Genomic DNA, 21,750 nt, shown 5'->3' on the forward strand with positions numbered 1-21,750 from the left:
TATTAATTTACTTTCCTAATGAATACTTCTTGCCGCTGCAATCACAGCTTGCCCTAATGACAAACTACCGTCGTTACTTGGGATTAAACTATGAGTTAATACATGAATATTACTTTTTTTTAGATGTTTAGTTACCTGTTGTAGTAAAATAGAATTTTGGAAAACACCTCCCGTCAGTGCGACTTGATTAATTGAGTAGCATTTGCGGAGATTTTCTATAACTTTGACTAACACCAAAATTAAAGTTTGATGAAATTTAGATGCTATCAATTTTGATGATTTAGATTGAGATAAATCTTTTAGTATATCCAACCACATCAAATCTAATTCGATTTCTTGAATACCATCTACTTGGGTAATAGAGAATCTATAGCTAGATATTTTGTCGTTATTTAAATAATTAATATCAACTAAAGACTCTAGTTCCATTGCAGCTTGTCCTTCATAGCTACATTCCTCTCGGCAGATACCAATTGCAGCGGCAACTGCATCAAATAATCGTCCTACAGAAGAAGCTAAAGGAGAGTTTATTTTTTTTAAAACTAATTCCCGCATCAAATCAAGTGGTTTATCTTCGAGAAATTTAAACAAATCTAAATCACCATATTCTTGTTTTAAATATTGCCAATTAAAATTAGATATTAAATGAGCATATAGACTACGCCAAGGCTGATAAATAGCTTTTTCTCCACCAATCATGGCAACTGATTTAAATTTAGCCAGTCGCTGAAATTGCTTGTAATCTGCTAGTAAGAATTCTCCACCCCAAAAGGTTCCATCATCTCCATAACCCAAACCATCAAGGGCAATTCCCAGAATAGGCGGAGTATCTAAAGGGATATTATTTTCTGCCATACAGGCAGCAATATGAGCATGATGATGTTGAATATTATAAGTAGGAATTTGGTTGTTAGTTGTGAAATCTTTGCCTAACTTTGTAGATAAATATTCTGGATGCTTGTCAAGCGCGATCGCACTTGGCGTACAATCGTATAAATCAAGGTATAAATCTAAGGTTTTTTGATAGTTTTGGAAATTGTGATAATTGCTTAAGTCTCCTAGGTGTTGTGATAAAGTTGCTTTGCCATCACGCAACAAGCAAAAGGTATTTTTAAGTTCTCCACCCATTGCCAAAATGTCAGGAGTTTTTTCAAAACCTAATGGTAGTTTGATTGATGTTGGTGTATATCCCCTTGCACGACGAATTATTCTAGGTTGAGAATCAACAACTCGAACTACAGAATCGTCAACATGATTGACAATTTCTCGGTTATGAAAGAGAAAATAATCGGCAATCCCAACTAACTTAGTTCTGGCTTCATTGTTATCAATACATTGAGGTTCATCAGAAATATTTCCACTTGTCATCACAACTGGACGATTCATTCTTTTAAAAATTAAGTGATGTAAGGGAGTATAAGGTAACATGAAACCCCAATAATTTTGTTTTGGGGAAACAGATTCTGCAATTGGGTTAGATACTTCTGGTTTTTTCTTTTTTAGTAATACAATAGGTGCAGCCGGACTTGTTAATAATTCTAGTTCCTGAATATTGGGAGTACAATATTCTTCAATAACTCTAATATCTCTTGCCATCAATGCAAAAGGTTTATCATATCTTCCCTTACGTTGCCGTAATTTTTGCACCGCAATATCATTTGTAGCATCACATGCTAAATGAAACCCACCAATACCCTTAATAGCAACTATTTCTCCCTTTTGCAGCAAAGTACAAACAGCATCAACATCATCCAACATGGAGAACATAGAAGCTGTCACAGGTTTACCGTCAGCACGTTCTAACCATGCTTTTGGTCCACAAATATGGCAAGCTATAGGTTGGGCATGAAAGCGACGATTTGTGACATCATCATATTCTCGACTACATTCTGGGCACATAGAAAATACACCCATACTCGTATTTTTACGATCATAGGGAATAGTGCGGATAATGCTAAAGCGGGGACCACAATGGGTACAATTGGTAAAAGGGTAGCGAAACCAACGACTAGAGGGGTCAAAAATTTCACTTTGACATTGTGGACAGGTAGCAGCATCTGGAGTGATTTGGGTTTGATTTGCACCATCTACGCTGTCAGAAATCCGAAATCCATGATAGCGTGAAACTTCGATAGAGTCATTACGCGATCGCGTGATTGATTCTATTCTTGCTAAAAGGGGAGATTCTTGCTGTAACTGCCGAACAAATTGATCTAAAGAAGCATCACTTCCTGCAACCCGAATCAGAACTCCTTCCCCATCATTGCAAATTTCACCACTTAAGCCAATATCCGTCGCAATCCGATATACTGTAGGACGAAACCCTACACCTTGAACTATACCTTTAACCCGAATTTCTTCTGTAGGCATGGGAAGTTAGTTAATTAATAGTTTTTAAAAACTATTCGCGGATTTTCCAAATTAATACTCGATTATTACCCGAATCAACTACAACGACATTATCACCACAAACATTGATACCGTAGCACCAGTTTAAACTATCTCTTTTTGGCAATCCAAAGTCACGATTTTCACTCTTACTATCAAAATTAATTTGCCCTACTAATCCATCAGCTTCTGCACCCTGTAAATCAGTGATGAATTCGGGACTTTTCCAAATTAATAAACGTGAGTTAGCTGTATCAGCAACAATTAAATGATTTCCAATAGCATCTACCCCATACGGCATACTTAAACTACGAGAATTAGGAAAGTAATTTCCTTGATTTAATTCTCCGCAATTAGTTCTTTCTTGTCCCAATATAGCAACACATTCCTGATTATTTATATTTGGAATTCCTTGCCAAATCATCACACGATTATTCCCTGCATCCGTGACGACTAAGTTACCTTGCCAAACAGTAATATCATGACACCATCGCATACTGGTAGCATCAGGATCATGACCACCATTTTCATGACGAGATATCATATCTAACTGTCCCAAAACTACATCCGCAGGTTGTCCATTTTCTGTTGGTAGCTGATTCCAAATTAAAACTCGACGATTACCCGTATCCGCAACAAATAGCTGTCCTTGATAGCAATAAATACCATAGCACCAATTAAGGGTATTTGCTTCAGGAAACGAATTCCCACGATTAGGTTGATTTTCAGAAAAATTGACTTGACCTAATACAATATCAGCCGGAATATTATTACCTTGGGGGATTTTATGCCAAATTAAAACACGATGATTCCAAGCATCGGCAACCGCTAAACCTTCACCACAGTGACATATTCCTGTCGGCACATTAAATGTATTATTATCAACACCTCGATTTCCGTTTTGTCCTTCACTTTCAAAATCAACTTGTCCAATAATCCAATCAGCAGGTTGATTATCTTGAATTGGAATATTTTCCCAACCTAATAAACGATGATGTCCAGTATCTGCAACCCATAAAGAAGAATTTATCGATGTTAAATCAGATACTAAACAAGCACCTCTGGGGGCAAACATTTGGACTGAACTAGGCAATATCGGATCAATAAAATCTTTGCTATCAAGGTTTTTACCTAAGATAACATCTGCTCCATCTGGGGATAATAAACAATTATAATTAATCTGGTGTTTTTGCTGTTTAGGTATCAAATTACTTTACTGATATAACTTGCTTGATTTCTGGACAATATTCTTTAATTGTGGCTTCAATGCTATTTGATAAAGTGAAATTAGAAATAGCACAACTTTGACAAGTTCCCAATAACTTAATCTCAACAGTATCTGGTAGTTTTAGCGCGACTAATTCAACGTCACCGTTATGTTCCTATAAGCCAGGACGAACTGCTTTTAGTGCAGATTCTAATCTTTCAGCGAGAGATTTTTGCTGTGGTTTTACAAGTTCATGATATAGTAGGAGACCATATACAACTTCATCCTCTACAGCATGACGAAGGGCTGAAATTGATTCCTCCTTCAGGCTTTTAATTAATCTTGTTAAAGCAACTTTATGCAGGGACTCAATTGCACGTTTTAAACCAGTAGCAACACAACGTTGGCTTTCATCCCATTCAGTAATAATTGCTTCAAAGCGACTAATTTCTCCAACTAATTCTTCAATATTATCGTTATCTTGAATTGGGACTGTCATTTGGCTTGAATAGTCTTGATAATATAGTAGGATAGAGATAAATATTTTTCATGTGTCAGCGTTGAATATCAAGATTATGCATTGAAGAAAATTTAAAATATGGGTGCATTAAAAACCATATTTATTGTAGGGGTTTAGCAGTACTAAACCCTTACAGGAAAAGTTTATTATCAAAACAATGATGAATAAAAGCCTAAACCATTTATTTTCAAAGAATGCATTCCATGATTAATTGATACTAACTATTTCATTTTGAAATCACGAAATATATAGGGCATAATCATTCCAATTAGCAAACTTGAAGTTGTTACATTTAGACCTAAAGGGGTTCCCAACTGATTCAATGAAAGAAAAATTCCTAAACCAGAAATTGTACCAATAACAACTAGCTTAACAAAATTCATCGGGTCGCGTAACAGCCGTCCTTTAAAAAATAACCGAGTTGCAAACCAAGCAATTTGTAGCATTACCTATTCTCCTAATTCATACTCGTCATAACATTGAGAATTGCCAGTCCTAAAATTATTGTGGGAATTACACCCGCAGGACCAAAAAAACCGCCTAAAATAGCAGATAATTCGTAACCTAAATCTTTTCTAGCCAAAAGGATTCCTCCAATGGCACCACCAATCATTGACATAATCGATCCAACCGCTAGCCAAATTAAACCAGTAACAAAGTTAATTTCACCTGCACCTAAACTCGTAATTATTTTATTAATAATTGGATCATTAATAAGTTCTTCCATTGTTATTTCTCTACTTCATTGATGATATTAATGTAATCTCTCTGTGAATATCTGATAATATTTGACTTATCATTTCAGCCTGTTCAAGCTGTTGGTTTTGAGTAAATATTGCCAGAGATTCTTGATAGTACTTTTGTGCCTGTAAAAGATTGTTTAAATTACCTAATTCAGCCTTTTCTAAATCATCGGGAATATTGGATAAAGCATTAGCAAGATTGGAAATAGTATTGGCATACTCCAAAGGAGTATCATGGGGATTACGAACTTTCAACGCTTCTTGGTAAGCCTTAACTGCACGCAAACTATTTTCAACCGGGTGAGAACTAGGTAAATACTGCCAAGCATTTCCCAAATTATTCTGCAACATTGCATACTCTTTTGGATGCTCAATCATATTCAGATGACTAAGGGCTGTTTCAAATGATTTTACTGCTAATGCATGTTGTAGATGTTCCTGTGAAGCATTTGATAAACACGCGATCGCTATATTGTTGTGGAGGATAGCATACTCCTGGGGAAAATCCTCCCAACCAAACACCCGCAACGCTTCTTGGTACATGGCAATACTTTCGCCAATTTTAACCCTCCCGAAGTTTGCCAAGGATTGTAATACTAATCCCAAATTCATCTGTGCTTCTGCGACTTCTACATCTGTCCCCAACTGCTGCAAAACTGGTAATGCTTCCTCATACTCAATTTTAGCTTGTAGTAGCAAGTCAACCTGACTTGATGGAATTGCTTGTAATGTTCCAGCTATCCCTACTTTAGCCTTAGCCTTGAGTAATAGATAGTCTTCCCCACACAACTCCTGGGCTTCGTTGTATAGTATTAAGCTTGCGTGACATAAGTTGTTAACATTTTCAAAATCATGTTGAGTTTTGGGTTGTTTTTGAAAACCCTGCGCTAACTCAATCAGCATCTCTATCTTTTCTTCAGTTGTCGCATGTTCAGATGCAACCGCATCTATTGCCGCTTTCACCATCGAGTCAGTAATACTTGGAGACATAACTAAAATACAAGCAATTAGAGTGGTGTTTGTAGCGAACTCTAGACTGATTAATTAAATATTTATAAGCAAATATGCTCTATTCAACTTTTCATGAACTACTAGTATTTTACTATAAATAATTCACTGATTAAAAACCAGGGTAGATAATAAGTTTAATCCAATACTTTCAGCATAATTAATGTTAAAATTTCAACATTGTCTTATAGATTATAATAGTTTTATCTGTAGCCTATAGACGTTATATTGAGTGGAATAGTGGGAGGCTATTTCCCAACAACACTTCAGAATAATTATCAACTACAAAAAAAATATGCTAGTTTGCTACAATCAAATAAGCTTCAAATTTAGATCCAGGCTTAAGCTCTACTCAATTCAAATACATTCAATATCAATGAATACCAAATGACTAACGTACTTTGGCTACAAGGTGGAGCTTGTAGTGGCAACACCATGTCGATAGTATAGTCACAATAGAACAAGCTGAGATACCTTTCCTAGCTCAGTTACAGGCTACAAAGAATACGGCATATTTGAAATAACCATACTGTAACCACTCAGTTGGGCGTGCGCGAAGAACATATAAGCAAATAGTAGAACTTTACTCAAAATTTGATATCGATATTAAAACTAGATAAAAATCCACATTTTCAACCAAGTAAAGGAAACGCAGTCCCAGTTAACGCCCACAAACCCCATTTATGGAAGCAAGATATAGCCGTGTCAGTAGACTTGCACAACGGCTGTAATTAATTTGACTTACTTACTTGGTATTCCAAGCTTAATCAAAATTGCAAGTTATTATACCGATTCAAAAAATGTTTGCGACAGATTACCTGACTTACATCAGAATCAAGAACCCCACCCTATAGACGCGTAGCGGCTTCTCTTTGAGTACCCTCCCCCGAAGCTTTGCAGAAGAAGAATTCTCCCGCAAACTTCTCTCCGCTTGCGGAGAGAAAACAAGAATTTAATTCCCCCTCCCCGCAAGCGGGGTAGGGGGTTAGGGGGTGGGGTTTATCCATGTATTGCATTCTTTTTTCAAATTGGTATTAAATTCGCGTTCCTAAACTACAAACCAGGAATTTTTGATTTGTTCAATAGCTAAATTTCATAAAACTCAAACTATTTTTCCGTAATCCGAATAAGTGGAACTGGAGTAATACCTAACAACGCAACTTAGGTAAAAAACATGACAACTACAGTAAATAGCGCAGCAGCTAAAATCAATGATCCTACTTTGAAAAAAGGCGATCGAGGTGCCAAAGTCAAAGAGCTACAAGAGCTATTAAACAAGAGGATTACGAAACCAGAGGCCATTAAAGTTGACGGTATCTTTGGTGATAAAACCGAAATAGTCGTCAAAACAGTACAGTATCAATTCTTACTTAAGCGTGATGGAATTGCGGGTACTTTGACTTGGAAGTCACTACGGGCAAATGCACCTGTTGACAAACCAGTTTTAAAGAAGGGTGACAAGGGTGAACAAGTTTCCATTGTTCAACAAGTTCTCAAAGATGCTGGATATTACAAAGGTGCAATTGATGGAGATTTTGGAACCGGTACCGATACGGCTATTAAGGCTTTGCAAAAAGGTAAAAAATTAACAGTCGATGGCGTTATTGATGTCAAAACATGGAAAGTATTAAGTGATGTGGCGACATTTTTAACTGTTGACTAACGCTAAAGCTTTGATCTTCTAGATTCCGTTAATTAGTAGATTTTTCTTTCCCCAATACCGAAAAATAGTTAATTACCAATCCAATTTTGAAAGGATACTATTGATATCAGTAAGGAAGGAAAGGTCTAAAGGACAAAATCAGCAACTAATCATCTAAGGATAAATATATTAATCATGTCTACAGATAACTGCGAACAATACCCCGATGCTTGCAAATTCACAGTTCCAATTCATCTGAATATTCCAATCTTCGTTGAGCCAACATTGATCATTAAACATGCCCAACCTGTGAGAGAAAAGCTACAAGTTCATCTTGAACCAGATGTCTATCTCACACCAGAAGTAACTGCATCTGCACCTGTTTGTATTCCTCAAAATGGATATGGCAGACATCAACTACCTGCTGAATCAGCATTCCAATAGTTCTAACCTAAATCATTAACTTACACACTTAATTCTCAACTACAAGGATTCTAACTCATGTCTACATATAACTGCGAACAATACCCCGATGCTTGCAAATTCACAGTTCCAATTCAACTGAATATTCCAATCTTCGTTGAACCAACATTGATCATTAAACATGCCCAACCTGTGAGAGAAAAGCTACAAGTTCATCTTGAACCAGATGTCTATCTCACACCAGAAGTAACTGCATCTGTACCTGTTTGTATTCCTCAAAATGGATATGGCAAACATCAACTACCTGCTGAATCAGCATTCCAATAGTTCTAACCTAAATCATTAACTTACACACTTAATTCTCAACTACAAGGATTCCAAATCATGTCTACATATAACTGCGAACAATACCCCGATGCTTGCAAATTCACAGTTCCAATTCACCTGAATATTCCAATCTTCGTTGAGCCAACATTGATCATTAAACATGCCCAACCTGTAAGAGAAAAGCTACAAGTTCATCTTGAACCAGATGTCTATCTCACACCAGAAGTAACTGCATCTGCACCTGTTTGTATTCCTCAAAATGGATATGGCAGACATCAACTAAGCACATCCCAAACTCTACCATAGTCACAGATGTCAAAGTAAGAGTACAAGAGATAGTGTTGTACCCTTACTTTGACATTATTGGATATTGACTACAGAGCAATTTTTAATAACTAGATTTTCATTGTACTAAGTAAATCATAACTCATGTCTACACTCCCTGAATCACTGGAAAAACGTAAAATCAATATCTCTATGATGTTAAAAGTGCCTATCGATATTGAAATAGAAGTTTTGGCATTACCAGCTACAAACGAACATCAGTCTGAAGATAAAAAAGTAGATGAAATCTTTTGTAACATCACTCAAGATTCTGAGCCTGAGGTTGTGATTAGCGAGGCAAGTTTGGCTGGACTTGATGAGAATAGTAAAACTTTAATGAATCAAATTGTAAATCAGCTTGAACAAACAGATAGTCTTTTTTCTATATTATCTCCAATTCAATATGAATCACAAATACAAGATAGTTTGAAGTCTAATAGAGGAGATAAAAGTGAAGATATAGAGGTATTTTCCACAGCAGAATATGCAGCTATTCCATCAAAAATTCAGCCACAGAGTAATAAAAATATGCTGACATTCTTGGACTCGTTCAATGATAGCTTTGCCTTTATAGCAAATATGGTAGGAACAGTTTTATTTCTGGGAAAAATTGTAAACTATAGTTGGGACTAATTGAAAATACGTATATATATTGTATTGCTTAGTTTTCAGTACTTAAAGAATAGAGCAATCTGAGGGGGTGGCTAAAGCATTGAATTCAATACACTGACGAAGCCTTAGCTGTCCTGAAAGAGCTAGGGCTTATATTTTATTTCTGCGAGTCGCAAACCGATAGGCTACAGGTTTCTTTTATGCCTGTAGGGCTTTATGCTACATAAAGTCCTACGGATATGGCTTCCTTTAGTACAATGACATTGTGTAATTAATTCTACATGGTTACTTATCATACATTTTGTATGAAAATTTCAGTAATAAAAAGCACAGAGTCAAGAGGGTAGTTATAGGGAAGGGATCTGAGTTTGGCAAAAAACTAGATTAGGTTGAGATTGACTATCAAATCGCACGGGATAAGGTTCTTTCTCTGGTTTTTTGATGTGCGTCAAAAACCACTGCGATATTGCGAACTAGTAATCTACCGATTTCGGTGACGGTTATGTGTTGCGACGACAAATTGACTAACCCGTCGTCTGCTAAAAGTTGTAAACCCTGAATTTCATCAGCAAAGTAGTCATCAAAACTAAGATTATACTTTTGTGCGATCGCATGTTTATCCAACCTATTGCCAGACATAATGCTCATAATCACATCCCGCCTAATAATATCATCTGCGTTCAGCTTATAACCCTTACTGGTGGCAAGATTTCCGGCATCAATTGCTCGATAATAGTCTTTGAGTTGTTTATGGTTTTGAGCATAGGCATCATCTAGCATACTCACAGATGTTGCCCCAAAACCTAGTAATTCTGCCTGTGCGTGGGTTGTGTAGCCTTGGAAGTTGCGTTTTAGGTTATCATTGCGTTGTGCGATCGCTAATTCATCTTGGGGTTTAGCAAAATGATCCATCCCAATAAACAGATATTTACTGGCAGTTAATTCCTCGATTGTCATTTTCAAAATTTCTAACTTTTCCTGGGGTTGTGGTAGTGCTTCTTTAGGGATTTTTCTCTGTACTGGTTTTACCCAAGGTACATAGGCAAAGTTAAATACGGCAATTCTATCAGGATCTAATTCAATAGTTTTTTTAATGGTGTCGCGGAAGGTAAATAAGCTTTGATAAGGCAAACCGTAAATTAAATCAACATTTACACTTTGAAATTTCGCTGCTTTAATCCAACTCATGACATCAAATAACATTTCTTCCGGTTGAATACGGTTGATAGCTTCTTGGACTTGGGGATTAAAATCTTGTAAACCAAAACTGATACGATTAAAACCAATTTCTCGCAAAAAGAAAATGTAATCTTTAGTAATGTAGCGGGGATTAATTTCGATTGATATTTCGGCATTGGGAGCAATATTAAAATTTTGATTAATATTTTTCCAAATTAATTCTACTTGCTCAATATTCAAATAGTTGGGAGTACCACCGCCCCAATGAATTTGTTCAACGATTCTTTGGGAATCTACCAAACTGGAAACATGTTGAATATCACTAACTAAATAATCTACATAAGGTTTAGCCATATTGCGATTATTGGTGACAACAACATTGCAACCACAAAAATAACAAGCGCTTTGGCAAAAGGGAATATGAAAGTAAAGTGAGAGGGGAGTTTTGCGTTTGTTCGAGGATGCGATCGCATTTTGAAAATCTACATGGTTAAATTCTTCTTTTAACTCTGTTGCTGGGGGATAACTTGTATATCGAGGTGTGACAGTATCATATTTTTTGATTAAGTCCAAATCAAATTTCACACCAGGTAATTGAGAAACCATTTATTTTCTTCCAAAGAATGATCATATTTGAGGAGGATGACGTGATTTTTTGAGAAAACTATTTTACAATTTTCCCAAATAATCTATAGTTAGCGACTAGCAATAATTGGAGAGAAATAAATGCTAACTATTTTTTAGTAAATCACATCAAAATTTTAATGATTATAGCTCGATAGGAGACATATAGTCTGTAAATATCGAACTTTTAGAAATAGAGAAACATAATTATTGAGTTAGAGATAATAATTAATTGCTTAATTATTAAAGTCTGATCAATAATCTGATTCTTGCTGTAGAGTGCGTTATATCTAAAGTCATAACGCACCTTACTCTACTTACTATGATGAGCGAGTTCTGTACTACCTGGTGTTTGAGTGTTGGTCAAGGAATTAAATAGTTCTTGTCCAATTGCTTGAATTAGATAAGAATCTAAATCTTTCGCCATCATCATATTAAATTGAAATGAATCATTAGCTTCTTTGACTATTTTATCGGCAGTAATATCATCTACTGGTAAAGCATTTAAAGCTTTACGGTATTGATCTTTAAAAGCAGCTTTATCGGGAATATGTTCAAAATAATAAAATGAAGTTCCTTGATAATCAACCAATTTCAAAGCTGATTGTGCTAGCTTTTGGAACATTTGACCACCAGAAAGATCACCCATATAACGAGTATAGGCATGTCCTAGCAATAAAACTGGCTCAGTTGCTGCAACTGCTTTAACTCTATCTACATAAATTTGAGTTGCTGGGGATGCCGAAATAAAATTTTGCCAATTTTTACCATAATAAAACTCCAAATCTTGGATTAAATTAGCTTGACGATTTAGTTGTTTAAAGTACAAAGGTTTGATTAAAGGATGTTCGCTATGAGTTTGCAATGCATTTTCTAATGTACTGTACACGCAATACAAATTACCTAGAAACTTAGCAAAACAGGCTCTGTCTACAACACCTTTAACGAAACATTTGGTGAAGCCAACATTTTCAGCCGCAGTGTGAGCTTTTTGGGTTCCTGTACGTAGCTTGATAGCTAAATTACTACTCATAATTAATTTCTCATTTTTTAAAGGTGTTAATAATTGAGTCAGTTATCAGTGAACAGTTATCAGTGAACAGTTATCAGTGAACTGGATAAATGTTACTGATGACTGATAGCTGATCGATTCTATGCCTACTTTTATCAGAAATATCTAATTATTGCTAGTCCCAAAAATATATAGTTTTTGATGATTCTTAATATGATTTTAGGGATTTATATCCTTGAAAGGGTTAAGCCTATTATCAATAGATATTCCAGCCTTAATAAGCGAAAATATATTAATTTGAAATACAAAATAAATTTTAAAAATTATTTAATAAAACATAGATATCACGGCAAACTTATGTTTAGATATTTTCATAGGAACAAAAATATGAAAGGATTTACATGGTTACTTTTGGTAAAGCTGTAAATACTCCTTCTGTCAAAGCAGGAGTGAAGTTACCATCACAAGAAACGCTGTTAACACCGCGATTTTATACTACTGATTTTGATAAGCTAGCTAATATGGCTTTAGATATCAGTGATGAAATCATTACTATGGTTGCTGAACTTAAAGCTGATTATAATCGCCATCATTTTGTGCGCGATGAGGAATTTCAGCAAAGTTGGGAACATATCGATGGACAAACCCGCAGTGCATTTGTGGACTTTTTAGAACGTTCTTGTACTTCAGAATTTTCGGGTTTTTTGCTATTTAAAGAACTGTCTCGGAAACTCAAAGATAAAAACCCTGCCTTAGCTGAAGCTTTTACATATTTAGCACGAGATGAAGCGCGTCATGCAGGTTTCATCAACAAAGCAATGGCAGATTTCAATTTATCTTTGGATTTAGGTTATTTAACTAAAAACCGTACATACACGTTTTTTCCACCAGAATGGATTATTTATACGGTTTATTTATCAGAGAAGATTGGTTACTGGCGATATATTATTATGTTTCGCCATTTGGAAGAGCATTCCGAACGTAAATTTTATCCCCTATTCAAGTACTTTGAAAACTGGTGTCAAGACGAAAATCGTCACGGAGACTTCTTTAAAGCGTTGTTGCGATCGCAACCACAACTCTGGGACAATTGGAAGGCGAGATTATGGTCGCGGTTTTTCTTACTGACGGTATTTGCTACTCACACTCTCACCGTACTCGAACGTGCCAACTTTTACAAATCACTGGGTATCGATGCCCAAGACTACAATACCAAAGTGATTGAAAACACCAACGAAACTGCCGCGAGGGCTTTCCCGGTGATTCTAGACACTAATCATCCAGCATTTTTTCCCGGCTTAGAAAAGTGTTCAGACCTCAATTTTCGACTGAGATTGATGGATATCCGAAACAGCGGCAAACTGGGGATTTTTAACTTTTTCCGGAAATTACCTCTAATGGTTGCTGTGACTTGGCATATGGTGCGGTTGTTTCTAATTAAGCCGATTGATGCTGAAGAACTCCGGATTATGGTACGTTAATTAGAAATCATAAGCCAGAAGAGGGGTATTTTTGATTTCCACCCATCGATGAAAAACAAATAAATCTCTGCGTAAATTTATTTATTTTTAGTTGCCGTTACAAACTCTCTCTAACTTTCTACCCCAAAAGAAAAGGTTCGTCAGTAACTATTAAACAAGCAAGCTGACTCTGAATGAAACCAATTTTTCAGGTACTTAAATAAGTTATAACCCTCCCCAGCACAACCCTTTACAAATTTGCCTTAAGTTGAACTCCAAAAGTGAACGGGTCGCCAAATCCAACGGTTTGAATTGGTGGAGGGAACAAAAATCCAGAGGTAATATAACGGGTATCAAACAAATTATTGGCATATAAATAAACGCTGACTTTTTGCCATTGATAACCAATTCTTGCATTCACAACCGCATAGGGTTCTTGCTTAATTTGATTTTCATCATCAAAATAAGTTAGACCATAACCACGTAATTCTGCACGGGCAAATATTCCTCCAGGACTGCGATATTGAGCCGCTAAATTATAGGTAAACTGTGGTGATAAGGGAACTCGATTATCGCTCAAATTTACACCAGTGTCACTATTCAAATAATTCTTATATTTACTATCTACATAGCCAATTGATGCAATTAAATCGAGTCCTTTAGTGGGTTTTGCATTCAGTTCAAATTCAACTCCAGTTGCTTTGATGTCAACATTATTAACTCGCCCAAAAAATCCACTTTCATCAAATTGCAAAACTTGATAATTATTTATATCGTTGTGGAAAAATGAGAGATTTGCCAGCAACCGATTATCCAACCAAGCTGATTTTAAACCTACTTCATAACTCCAGGTTTTTTCTTCTCCAAATCTTAGCGTGGATGCACCATTTGCCCGATAGTTCAATCCACTTGGTCTATAACCTTTCGCAATAGTTGTATAAGCCATTAAATTGAGATTAAATTGATATTTCAACCCAAAACGAGGAATAAATTCGTCACTACTAGCTTTTTCGTCTTTAAATGCTGGACGCAGTGCAGTGAAGCTACCATCAGTATTCACAGACTCATAGGTGCTACTCGAATATGCTGTACTAGATTCGTAGCGCAAACCAGCAAATATCGTTAATGGATCAATCGGTTTGTAATCCATTTGTCCAAACACTGCATAGGTTTGACGATTATCATCTCCAGTACGTCTAAATGTCCCAAATCCAAAAAATTCGGTTCGAGCATCATCAACGACAAAATCACGAGACTCGTAGTAAGCACCTAATAACCATTGCAAGCGATCGCTATTTTCCGGAGATTGCAAGCGTAATTCCTGCGTCCACAGTGTCGAACTGATATCATCAATGTACTGCACACCTGTATCTCCAGGAACAATGTTGTCTTGGACAGTAAAACGATGTGCGGTAATAGATGTAGCTCGGAAAGCATCACCGTTATAGCTTACTTTTACGGATTGTGTATTAGTACTTAAATTGTTGTATCCTTCTGTTGTCAAATTTACTTTAAATGGGTCAGGTGCATCCCGTCGATTATAGGTGGGATTCCCATCGTCTGTAAAACTATGGTAACTATTAAAAGATACTTTCCAGTCGGGTGTTGGTGTCCACAAAAGTTGTGCTCTTGCTGAAGTGCGCGATCGCTCTCCAATTGTATTACCTGTAGCAATGTTTTCAATAAACCCATCTTGAGATTTATGAGATCCAGAAATTCGTAATGCGAGTTTATCGTCTACCAAAGCATCATTGAGAGAGAATTGCAATTCACGACTATTATATTTACCGTAACCAACGGCAAATTTAACTTCTGGTTTGGGAATTGCTTCACGAGAAATAATATTAACTACCCCACCGGAACTATTACGTCCGTAAAGCGTACTTTGGGGACCCCGTAATATTTCAACTCTTTCTAAATCAGTCAAAGCTAAATCGAGAAAACCATTATAATCGACCGGAACATCATCGATATAAAAGGCTACACTATCCTGAGCAGTTAAGAAATTCTGGTTATTCACACCTCGGATGCTGTAGTAACTAAACTCCGTACCACCCGCAGATGTGGGAAAAAAATTAAAGTTAGGTGTCTGATTGGCAATATCAATCAAAGAGTCTATTTGAGCATCTTCGAGTTCTTGACGGGGAATCGTAGTTAAGCTGAAGGGTACATCCTGTATATCTTCTGGTCGTTTCTGTGCAGTAACGGTAAGTTCAATGTCTGCTTCTGGTGCAGATAAACTTAAAGTTAAACCATTAGCTGTATTGGTTAGTTGTACATTTGGTAAACCGGAGATTCCTGTCACCGTAACTCGGACTTTGTTATTCGATTCGAGTTGGGTAACAGTGATTGCTGCAATTCCTTCTGCTGGTTTTTTCGCACTGAATTTATTCCCATCAGGTAGGGATAAAACTGCGTTATCGATGTCTGCAATATATATATTCCCGTCATTGAGGGTATCTGTAACTTTGAGTTCACCACTCGGAGTTTCTAAAATAACTTCCAATCCATTGGATGTTGACTTCAGTCTGACTGCTGTGATTTTGGTATTTGTTCCGTTACTTTCAGGAGTTGTTTCCGACTGCACTAACAAATCCTGGGCTGTGGTATTCGGAATTGCTATATCGTTAACCCTAAGTGTACTTTGTGCATTCACAAAGTGGTTCCCTAGGGATCTGACTTCTGCACTACTGCCGATGGAATTATTAATATTAGAATCTGTATTATCCTTAACTATTTCTTTAGACACACTGGGACTTGTTTGTGCAGATACCCTTGCTGATGCGATCGAGTATACAGTACTAACAAGACAAACACGAAGAGCAACATGCAATAAAACATCAAATTTCAAAATATTTTCTCCTGCACCACTTCAACACCACAAATCCAACAAAAACTTACGACTATACTCAGCGAGTCTTAGGAATAATCTTTTACCAAGTCTTTGCGTGTGTCAAATGACAGAGTGTCATATCGATTCATAAAAATAAAAGATAAATTCCTCCAGTCGGAATTATCTTCACTGAACCCGTAAATTCATAACCGTATTTTGCAGGCTTTGCGGTACTATATAGTGCAATACCGTTTAGTTGATTCCGAAATCCTTTGTAGAGACGCGAAATTAGCCTGGGGCAACCAAACTACGCGTCTCTAGGTACCGAAATCATACCAAAAATCTTTAACTGAACCGTATTGCTATATAGTTGCTATTTTGGTAGTACTTTATGAATCGACGTGAATTTTTCGGGTGGTTTAGCGTAAGTGCGATCGCAAGCTCTCTACCCCTAGCCATAGCAGCTTGTTCCCCTCAAACTACAGAACCTAAATCAGTGGATGCTTCACCACGTCCCGATGGTTTTAAATCTCTGGGGAAAGTATCAGACTTAGATCAAAAAGGTTTAATTAGTACCCCTACGGTGATCGTAATCCGTAATCCTAGTAATCAAGATAGTCTAATTGCAGTAAATTCTAAATGTACCCATCAAGGTTGTGCTGTAGCTTGGGAACAAACTCAAAAATCTTTCGTTTGCCCCTGTCACGAATCAAAATTTGCGGCAGATGGTAAAGTTTTAGCGGGTCCTGCACAAAAACCACTCCAAACCTATACTGCCAAAATAGAAGATGGGAATGTTTTAGTTAGTGTTTCTTGAAAATAACTAGATCCCCGGCTTCTTCAATAAGTCGGGGATTTATAACCGCGCTATCTACCTTATTACTTAGTTGCAACAACTTTCATCTTGGAAAGTTCTTCATGGAGATTAATACCTAATCCCTCTGCAACACGAGTCCCGTAATCTGCATCCGCGCGATAGAAATTACAGATTTGTTTCAATTGGATATCACGTCTGACAGGCTTGATATGATCAACAATATTATCGATCAACCTAGCTTTTTCCTCATCCTTCATCAAGCGATAGAGATTCCCGGCTTGAACAAAGTCATCATTTGGATGCTGATAGGGAGTACGTTCAGCTTTACCCTGAACCATGTATGGTTGTTCTCCCTGTTCCGGTGCTGATTGGGAGGGATGGAAACTATTAGGTTCATAGTTAGGTAAATTTCCCCCGTTGCCATCTACTCGCATCAAGCCATCTGCTTGATGGTTATGTGTCCTTGTGGCATAGGGACAATTGACAGGAATCAAAGCATAGTTACTACCCAAGCGATAGCGATGTGCATCAGGGTAGGACAGAATTCGTCCTTGCAGCATCTTATCTGGTGAAAAATCGATACCCGGAACCACATTTGAGGGGGAATAAGCAGCTTGCTCAATTTCGGCAAAGTAATTTTGGGGGTTACGATTGAGGACAAAGCGTCCCACCTCAATTAGGGGATAATCTTTGTGGGATACAACTTTGGTAATATCAAAAATATCAAATTCGTAAGTGTCAGCAGCTTCTAAAGGCAAAATCTGTACAGAAACCTTCCAAGCTGCCTCTCCACCTTTGTCGATGTGGTCAAATAAATCCCGAATTGCTGCATCTGGATCAATTCCTGCAACCTCTTCTGCTTCTTGACGGGTGCGGTTTTCAATTCCGGTTTCAGTTTTGAAGTGATACTTCACCCAGACTGCTTTTCCTTCTGCATTAATCCACTTAAAGGTATGCCCAGAATATCCATTCATGTGACGGTGGGATTTGGGGGTACCACGATCCGAAAATAAAATTGTCACCTGATGGGTTGACTCTGGAGTCAGAGCAAGAAAATCCCAGAAAGCATTTTTATCTTTGGTATGGGTTTGGGGATTTCTTTTTTGAGTGTGGATAAAATCGGGAAATTTCATCGGGTCCCGGATGAAAAATACAGGGGTATTATTCATCACTAAGTCATAATTGCCTTCTTCAGTGTAGAATTTAGCAGAAAATCCGCGTGGATCTCTAACTGAATCAGCCGAACCCATCTCTCCACCTACAGTTGAGAAGCGAGCTAAGACAGGTGTTTTTTTGCCAACTTCACTCAAGAATTTAGCTTTTGTCCATTTGCTAACATCATTTGTTACTTCAAAGTAACCATGAGCACCTGCTCCCTTAGCGTGAACTACTCGTTCTGGAATCCGTTCACGGTTAAATTGTGCCAACTTTTCCAATAAAAAGTGGTCTTGCATCAAGATGGGACCACGGGGACCTGCTGTTAATGAGTGGTCGTTATTGGGATTGGGAATTCCAAAATCATTAGTTAAGATAGGATCTTGGGTCATAAACTTAAAATAAAGCTCTCTTTAGTAAAATGTGGGATGGCACGGAAAAGCCAGATCATCTATAGCCGTGAGGCGCTAGCTATATGAAAGAATAATTTAAAGTTAATTATAAAAAATCAGTCTCACGATTGACTTTTATAGCTTCGAGATAGATATTTTCAAGTCAATATATCTAAGTGAGAGACTAGTGACAAAGTGAAAATAAAATTTACTGTATGTTAATGTACAACATTTGACATACTACATGAGTGGATGAATTGCGGTTTCTGAACGTAGCGGAGCACAGTAAACCATCTTAGGCTCAATGAAAAATTGATTGGGATTATGAACGGAATTACAGCAGTTTTCACCTATTTGAAGCACATCAACCTACAGTGTGGTCTATTTACCTGAAAATAGCTGTAAATGGAGTAAAGAATGACAATCTATACCTCTCTGGAACTTTCCAAGCATCCTCTGAGGAGCATTATGCTTTTTGTGAATATGTTCCTAACTAAGCGGTTATTAGTAGTATTACTGATAGCAATTTATGTTTTATATGAATTCTAAGTATTTTTAACAAGTATATTATGATTGCTTTATCTGTATATTAAACAAACCATAATTGTGTGAATTAACAGTGAAAATAATCTTTTTTCACCAATTACAAAAAAATAAGCATATGATTCAAATTGTTAGAGAAAGAACTTTTATTCAATAGTAAATATTTCTTCGCTACTAACATTAATAAGGAATTTATACCGATAATATTTTAAGGCAAAATAAAATGAAACACCAATTTTCTCTTATCCCAGCTTTAGTTACTGGAATCACTTGTGCTTCAATCGCTGTACCAGCATATGCTAAGGCACCTAACCCTCAAATTTCTTCAGCAATATGTAGCACTAATAATATTTCGCTTGGAAGTATTTCTGCGACAGCTTGTGAAGGACCAATCAGTGGTAATGACACTGGGGCACAAGGTACTTTGCTTGATAAATTAAATAATAATCTGTTTAGCAGTTCTATTGGTACTGGTGTGCAATGGAGTTTAGCTGGCAAGTCTGATGACACCAATCCTTTTGCAATTACAGCAGGCTCTAACAGCACTGGCACATGGGGTTTGGGAGCACCATTATCTAGTAATACATTTGTAGTTAGTCTCAAGTCAAGTAATGCTTACAGTGCTTACCTATTCAAAGATTATGACTTCTCTCAAGGTTTAACAGGAATATTCAATACAATCGGTGTTGCTTTAAATGGTAGTGGAACAGCAGGGAAGGATTTATCTCATGCCTCGTTATTCGTCTCTAATATAGCCCCTCCTCATGCTTCTGTTCCTGAACCTGCTTCTTTGGTGGCTCTTGGTTTAGTCGCAACTGGAATCGCAACTGTCCGTCGCCGTCGTGCCATCTAATTAAGCTGAGTTCGGTTGAAGCCAAAAGCAGTAGGTATCAGGCTGATTGCCTGACACATCATCTCATCAAAGCCTAATTGTGCGGTGTCAACCTTGATGAGGTTGATACCGCACAATTAGGATTTCAAGCAATAAATCTAGTGTAAATTACTAGACTAAACGCAAGGATTTTGAGATTTCTGTCAGGCAGTTAAGGTTTGAGCCACTATTTTAAGCATCCAGATTGTCCATAATGTAATGAAACTCAGAAAAGTTTTATGCACCACTAAGGATTAACAAAGACATTTGAAAATTAATTAAAAATCGGCGCTTTGTGGTGTTCTAGGAAATGGAATTACATCACGAATATTTCCCATCCCTGTCATAAATTGCACCACCCGTTCAAAGCCTAAACCAAAGCCAGCATGGGGAACTGTACCAAATCTCCGCAAATCCAGATACCACGATAGCTCTTCCTCTTTCATTCCTTGTGCTAAGATTCTTTTTTGGAGAACATCTAAACGTTCTTCCCGTTGAGAACCACCAATAATTTCGCCAATTTTGGGAGCAACAATATCCATTGCTGAGACTGTTTTCTCATCTTCGTCTAAGCGCATATAAAAGGCTTTGATTTGGGCTGGATAATTAGTAATAATTGTCGGCTTTTTAAATAGTTGTTCACACAAATATCGTTCATGTTCTGATTGCAAATCTGTTCCCCAACTTACAGGATATTCAAATTCTACGTCAGCTTTTTCTAGTAATTTGACTGCTTCTGTATAGGTAATCCGCTCAAACTGATTATTAATAATATTTTCGGCAGTTGCTAATACAGTATTATCTATACGTTGGTTGAAAAATTCCATATCTTCTGGGCATTTTTCCATCACATAATTAAAGATATATTTGAGAAATGCCTCAGCTAAATCCATATCTTCTTTCAAGTCACAGAATGCCATTTCCGGTTCCACCATCCAAAATTCAGCGAGGTGTCGGGAAGTGTTGGAATTTTCGGCGCGGAAGGTAGGACCAAATGTGTAAACATTACTAAAAGCCATTGCCATAACTTCGGCTTCCAGTTGTCCACTAACTGTGAGATAGGTAGGTTTAGCAAAAAAATCTTGGCTGTAGTCTATGGCATTATCTTTGGTGCGGGGAATCTTGTTTAAATCAAAGTTGGTGACATGGAACATCTCCCCAGCACCTTCGCAGTCACTTCCGGTGATGATGGGAGTATGTACCCACATAAAGCCCCGTTGTTGGAAAAATTCGTGAATTGCAGTTGCACAAGCGTTACGAACCCGGAAAACTGCCCCAAAAGAATTGGTACGCGATCGCAAGTGTCCAATAGTCCGCAGAAACTCGAAGGAATGGCGTTTTTTTTGCAAAGGATATGTTTCGGGGTCTGCTTCGCCGTATACTAATATTGATTTAGCTTTAACCTCGATACGCTGCCCCTTTCCTTGGGATGCTACAATTACCCCATCAAATTCTACAGAAGCACCTGTATTGGCTTTTTTAATGAGTTCTTGGTAATCGGGTACATCCTCATTGATCACTACTTGCAAACTAGCCATGGAGGAGCCATCATTAACTTCAATGAAGGAAAATCCTTTTAGTTCCCGTTTTGTGCGTACCCAACCTTTAACGGTGACAGACTCATCTGGTTGTGCGCTACGTAATATTTCAGCAATGCGTTTTTCAATCAT

At 37.2% G+C, this 21,750-nt stretch carries 18 protein-coding genes and 1 pseudogene; 8 read left to right on the top strand and 11 right to left on the bottom strand.

The features are described from left to right. Positions 1-15: 15 nt before the first annotated feature. The 6 genes and pseudogenes from hypF to CAL6303_RS02425 all read right to left on the bottom strand — a co-directional run bounded on the left by hypF (position 16) and on the right by CAL6303_RS02425 (position 5,848). The gene (gene hypF, locus CAL6303_RS02400) at positions 16-2,370 is read right to left on the bottom strand and encodes a carbamoyltransferase HypF (protein WP_015196226.1); all 2,355 of its coding nucleotides are present in this window, start codon (positions 2,368-2,370) and stop codon (positions 16-18) included. A 31-nt stretch (positions 2,371-2,401) separates the two neighbouring features. After that, entirely contained in the window at positions 2,402-3,595 is a 1,194-nt protein-coding gene (locus CAL6303_RS02405) for an NHL repeat containing protein (RefSeq protein WP_015196227.1), read from the bottom strand. A 1-nt stretch (position 3,596) separates the two neighbouring features. Then, positions 3,597-4,094, bottom strand: a pseudogene (locus tag CAL6303_RS02410) (NifU family protein). A gap of 242 nt (positions 4,095-4,336) precedes the next feature. Beyond that, entirely contained in the window at positions 4,337-4,561 is a 225-nt protein-coding gene (locus CAL6303_RS02415; protein ID WP_015196228.1) for a hypothetical protein, read from the bottom strand. Between the two features lie 11 nt (positions 4,562-4,572). Next, positions 4,573-4,842, bottom strand: coding sequence for a hypothetical protein (locus tag CAL6303_RS02420; RefSeq protein ID WP_015196229.1), 270 nt, complete (start codon positions 4,840-4,842; stop codon positions 4,573-4,575). Between the two features lie 10 nt (positions 4,843-4,852). Further along, entirely contained in the window at positions 4,853-5,848 is a 996-nt protein-coding gene (locus CAL6303_RS02425) for a hypothetical protein (protein ID WP_015196230.1), read from the bottom strand. A gap of 1,192 nt (positions 5,849-7,040) precedes the next feature. Between CAL6303_RS02425 and CAL6303_RS02430 the strand changes: the two genes are divergently transcribed. The 5 genes from CAL6303_RS02430 (at position 7,041) to CAL6303_RS02450 (ending at position 9,215) form a co-directional block, all read left to right on the top strand. After that, positions 7,041-7,529 (top strand): peptidoglycan-binding domain-containing protein, encoded by a 489-nt coding sequence (locus CAL6303_RS02430; RefSeq protein WP_015196231.1) that lies wholly within the window; start codon positions 7,041-7,043, stop codon positions 7,527-7,529. 174 nt (positions 7,530-7,703) lie between these two features. Continuing rightward, complete coding sequence (locus CAL6303_RS02435; RefSeq protein ID WP_015196232.1) at positions 7,704-7,952, top strand: hypothetical protein; 249 nt, start codon at positions 7,704-7,706, stop codon at positions 7,950-7,952. Between the two features lie 57 nt (positions 7,953-8,009). Continuing rightward, a complete protein-coding gene (locus CAL6303_RS02440; protein ID WP_015196233.1) occupies positions 8,010-8,258 on the top strand; it encodes a hypothetical protein in 249 nt (82 codons plus the stop codon). Between the two features lie 57 nt (positions 8,259-8,315). Then, complete coding sequence (locus CAL6303_RS02445) at positions 8,316-8,564, top strand: hypothetical protein (RefSeq protein WP_015196234.1); 249 nt, start codon at positions 8,316-8,318, stop codon at positions 8,562-8,564. Between the two features lie 123 nt (positions 8,565-8,687). Beyond that, positions 8,688-9,215, top strand: a complete 528-nt coding sequence (locus CAL6303_RS02450; protein ID WP_015196235.1) for a hypothetical protein — start codon at positions 8,688-8,690, stop codon at positions 9,213-9,215. A 381-nt stretch (positions 9,216-9,596) separates the two neighbouring features. On the opposite strand, the gene hemN is transcribed toward CAL6303_RS02450, so the two are convergent. Together hemN and CAL6303_RS02460 are read right to left on the bottom strand one after the other, a co-directional pair. Further along, positions 9,597-10,979 carry an oxygen-independent coproporphyrinogen III oxidase gene (gene hemN, locus CAL6303_RS02455; protein WP_015196236.1) on the bottom strand — a complete coding sequence of 461 codons (1,383 nt, stop codon included), beginning with the start codon at positions 10,977-10,979 and terminating at the stop codon, positions 9,597-9,599. A 331-nt stretch (positions 10,980-11,310) separates the two neighbouring features. Next, positions 11,311-12,030 carry a heme oxygenase (biliverdin-producing) gene (locus CAL6303_RS02460; RefSeq protein WP_015196237.1) on the bottom strand — a complete coding sequence of 240 codons (720 nt, stop codon included), beginning with the start codon at positions 12,028-12,030 and terminating at the stop codon, positions 11,311-11,313. 380 nt (positions 12,031-12,410) lie between these two features. Between CAL6303_RS02460 and acsF the strand changes: the two genes are divergently transcribed. Further along, positions 12,411-13,490, top strand: a complete 1,080-nt coding sequence (acsF, locus tag CAL6303_RS02465) for a magnesium-protoporphyrin IX monomethyl ester (oxidative) cyclase (protein WP_015196238.1) — start codon at positions 12,411-12,413, stop codon at positions 13,488-13,490. Between the two features lie 229 nt (positions 13,491-13,719). Here the strand turns inward: acsF and CAL6303_RS02470 are convergent, their stop codons facing one another. Continuing rightward, on the bottom strand, positions 13,720-16,320 hold the full coding sequence (locus CAL6303_RS02470) for a TonB-dependent receptor domain-containing protein (RefSeq protein ID WP_015196239.1): 2,601 nt from the start codon (positions 16,318-16,320) through the stop codon (positions 13,720-13,722). Between the two features lie 373 nt (positions 16,321-16,693). On the opposite strand from CAL6303_RS02470, the gene CAL6303_RS02475 reads away from it, so the two are divergent. Continuing rightward, a complete protein-coding gene (locus CAL6303_RS02475; protein WP_015196240.1) occupies positions 16,694-17,119 on the top strand; it encodes a ubiquinol-cytochrome c reductase iron-sulfur subunit in 426 nt (141 codons plus the stop codon). 62 nt (positions 17,120-17,181) lie between these two features. Here the strand turns inward: CAL6303_RS02475 and CAL6303_RS02480 are convergent, their stop codons facing one another. After that, positions 17,182-18,666 carry a catalase gene (locus CAL6303_RS02480; protein ID WP_015196241.1) on the bottom strand — a complete coding sequence of 495 codons (1,485 nt, stop codon included), beginning with the start codon at positions 18,664-18,666 and terminating at the stop codon, positions 17,182-17,184. Positions 18,667-19,432: 766 nt separating this feature from the next. Here CAL6303_RS02480 and CAL6303_RS02485 point away from each other — a divergent pair. Continuing rightward, complete coding sequence (locus CAL6303_RS02485) at positions 19,433-20,062, top strand: PEP-CTERM sorting domain-containing protein (protein WP_015196242.1); 630 nt, start codon at positions 19,433-19,435, stop codon at positions 20,060-20,062. Positions 20,063-20,358: 296 nt separating this feature from the next. Here the strand turns inward: CAL6303_RS02485 and asnS are convergent, their stop codons facing one another. Continuing rightward, positions 20,359-21,750 (bottom strand): asparagine--tRNA ligase, encoded by a 1,392-nt coding sequence (asnS, locus tag CAL6303_RS02490; RefSeq protein ID WP_015196243.1) that lies wholly within the window; start codon positions 21,748-21,750, stop codon positions 20,359-20,361.

Origin of the sequence: Calothrix sp. PCC 6303, assembly GCF_000317435.1 — a bacterium.
GTDB lineage: Bacteria > Cyanobacteriota > Cyanobacteriia > Cyanobacteriales > Nostocaceae > PCC-6303.

Coding starts and splice junctions, on each gene's coding strand:
- hypF (WP_015196226.1), bottom strand. CDS start 2,370: ATGCCTACAGAAGAAATTCGGGTTAAAGGTATAGTTCAAGGTGTAGGG.
- CAL6303_RS02415 (WP_015196228.1), bottom strand. CDS start 4,561: ATGCTACAAATTGCTTGGTTTGCAACTCGGTTATTTTTTAAAGGACGG.
- CAL6303_RS02420 (WP_015196229.1), bottom strand. CDS start 4,842: ATGGAAGAACTTATTAATGATCCAATTATTAATAAAATAATTACGAGT.
- CAL6303_RS02425 (WP_015196230.1), bottom strand. CDS start 5,848: ATGTCTCCAAGTATTACTGACTCGATGGTGAAAGCGGCAATAGATGCG.
- CAL6303_RS02430 (WP_015196231.1), top strand. CDS start 7,041: ATGACAACTACAGTAAATAGCGCAGCAGCTAAAATCAATGATCCTACT.
- CAL6303_RS02435 (WP_015196232.1), top strand. CDS start 7,704: ATGTCTACAGATAACTGCGAACAATACCCCGATGCTTGCAAATTCACA.
- CAL6303_RS02440 (WP_015196233.1), top strand. CDS start 8,010: ATGTCTACATATAACTGCGAACAATACCCCGATGCTTGCAAATTCACA.
- CAL6303_RS02445 (WP_015196234.1), top strand. CDS start 8,316: ATGTCTACATATAACTGCGAACAATACCCCGATGCTTGCAAATTCACA.
- CAL6303_RS02450 (WP_015196235.1), top strand. CDS start 8,688: ATGTCTACACTCCCTGAATCACTGGAAAAACGTAAAATCAATATCTCT.
- hemN (WP_015196236.1), bottom strand. CDS start 10,979: ATGGTTTCTCAATTACCTGGTGTGAAATTTGATTTGGACTTAATCAAA.
- CAL6303_RS02460 (WP_015196237.1), bottom strand. CDS start 12,030: ATGAGTAGTAATTTAGCTATCAAGCTACGTACAGGAACCCAAAAAGCT.
- acsF (WP_015196238.1), top strand. CDS start 12,411: ATGGTTACTTTTGGTAAAGCTGTAAATACTCCTTCTGTCAAAGCAGGA.
- CAL6303_RS02475 (WP_015196240.1), top strand. CDS start 16,694: ATGAATCGACGTGAATTTTTCGGGTGGTTTAGCGTAAGTGCGATCGCA.
- CAL6303_RS02480 (WP_015196241.1), bottom strand. CDS start 18,666: ATGACCCAAGATCCTATCTTAACTAATGATTTTGGAATTCCCAATCCC.
- CAL6303_RS02485 (WP_015196242.1), top strand. CDS start 19,433: ATGAAACACCAATTTTCTCTTATCCCAGCTTTAGTTACTGGAATCACT.
- asnS (WP_015196243.1), bottom strand. CDS start 21,750: ATGATTGAAAAACGCATTGCTGAAATATTACGTAGCGCACAACCAGAT.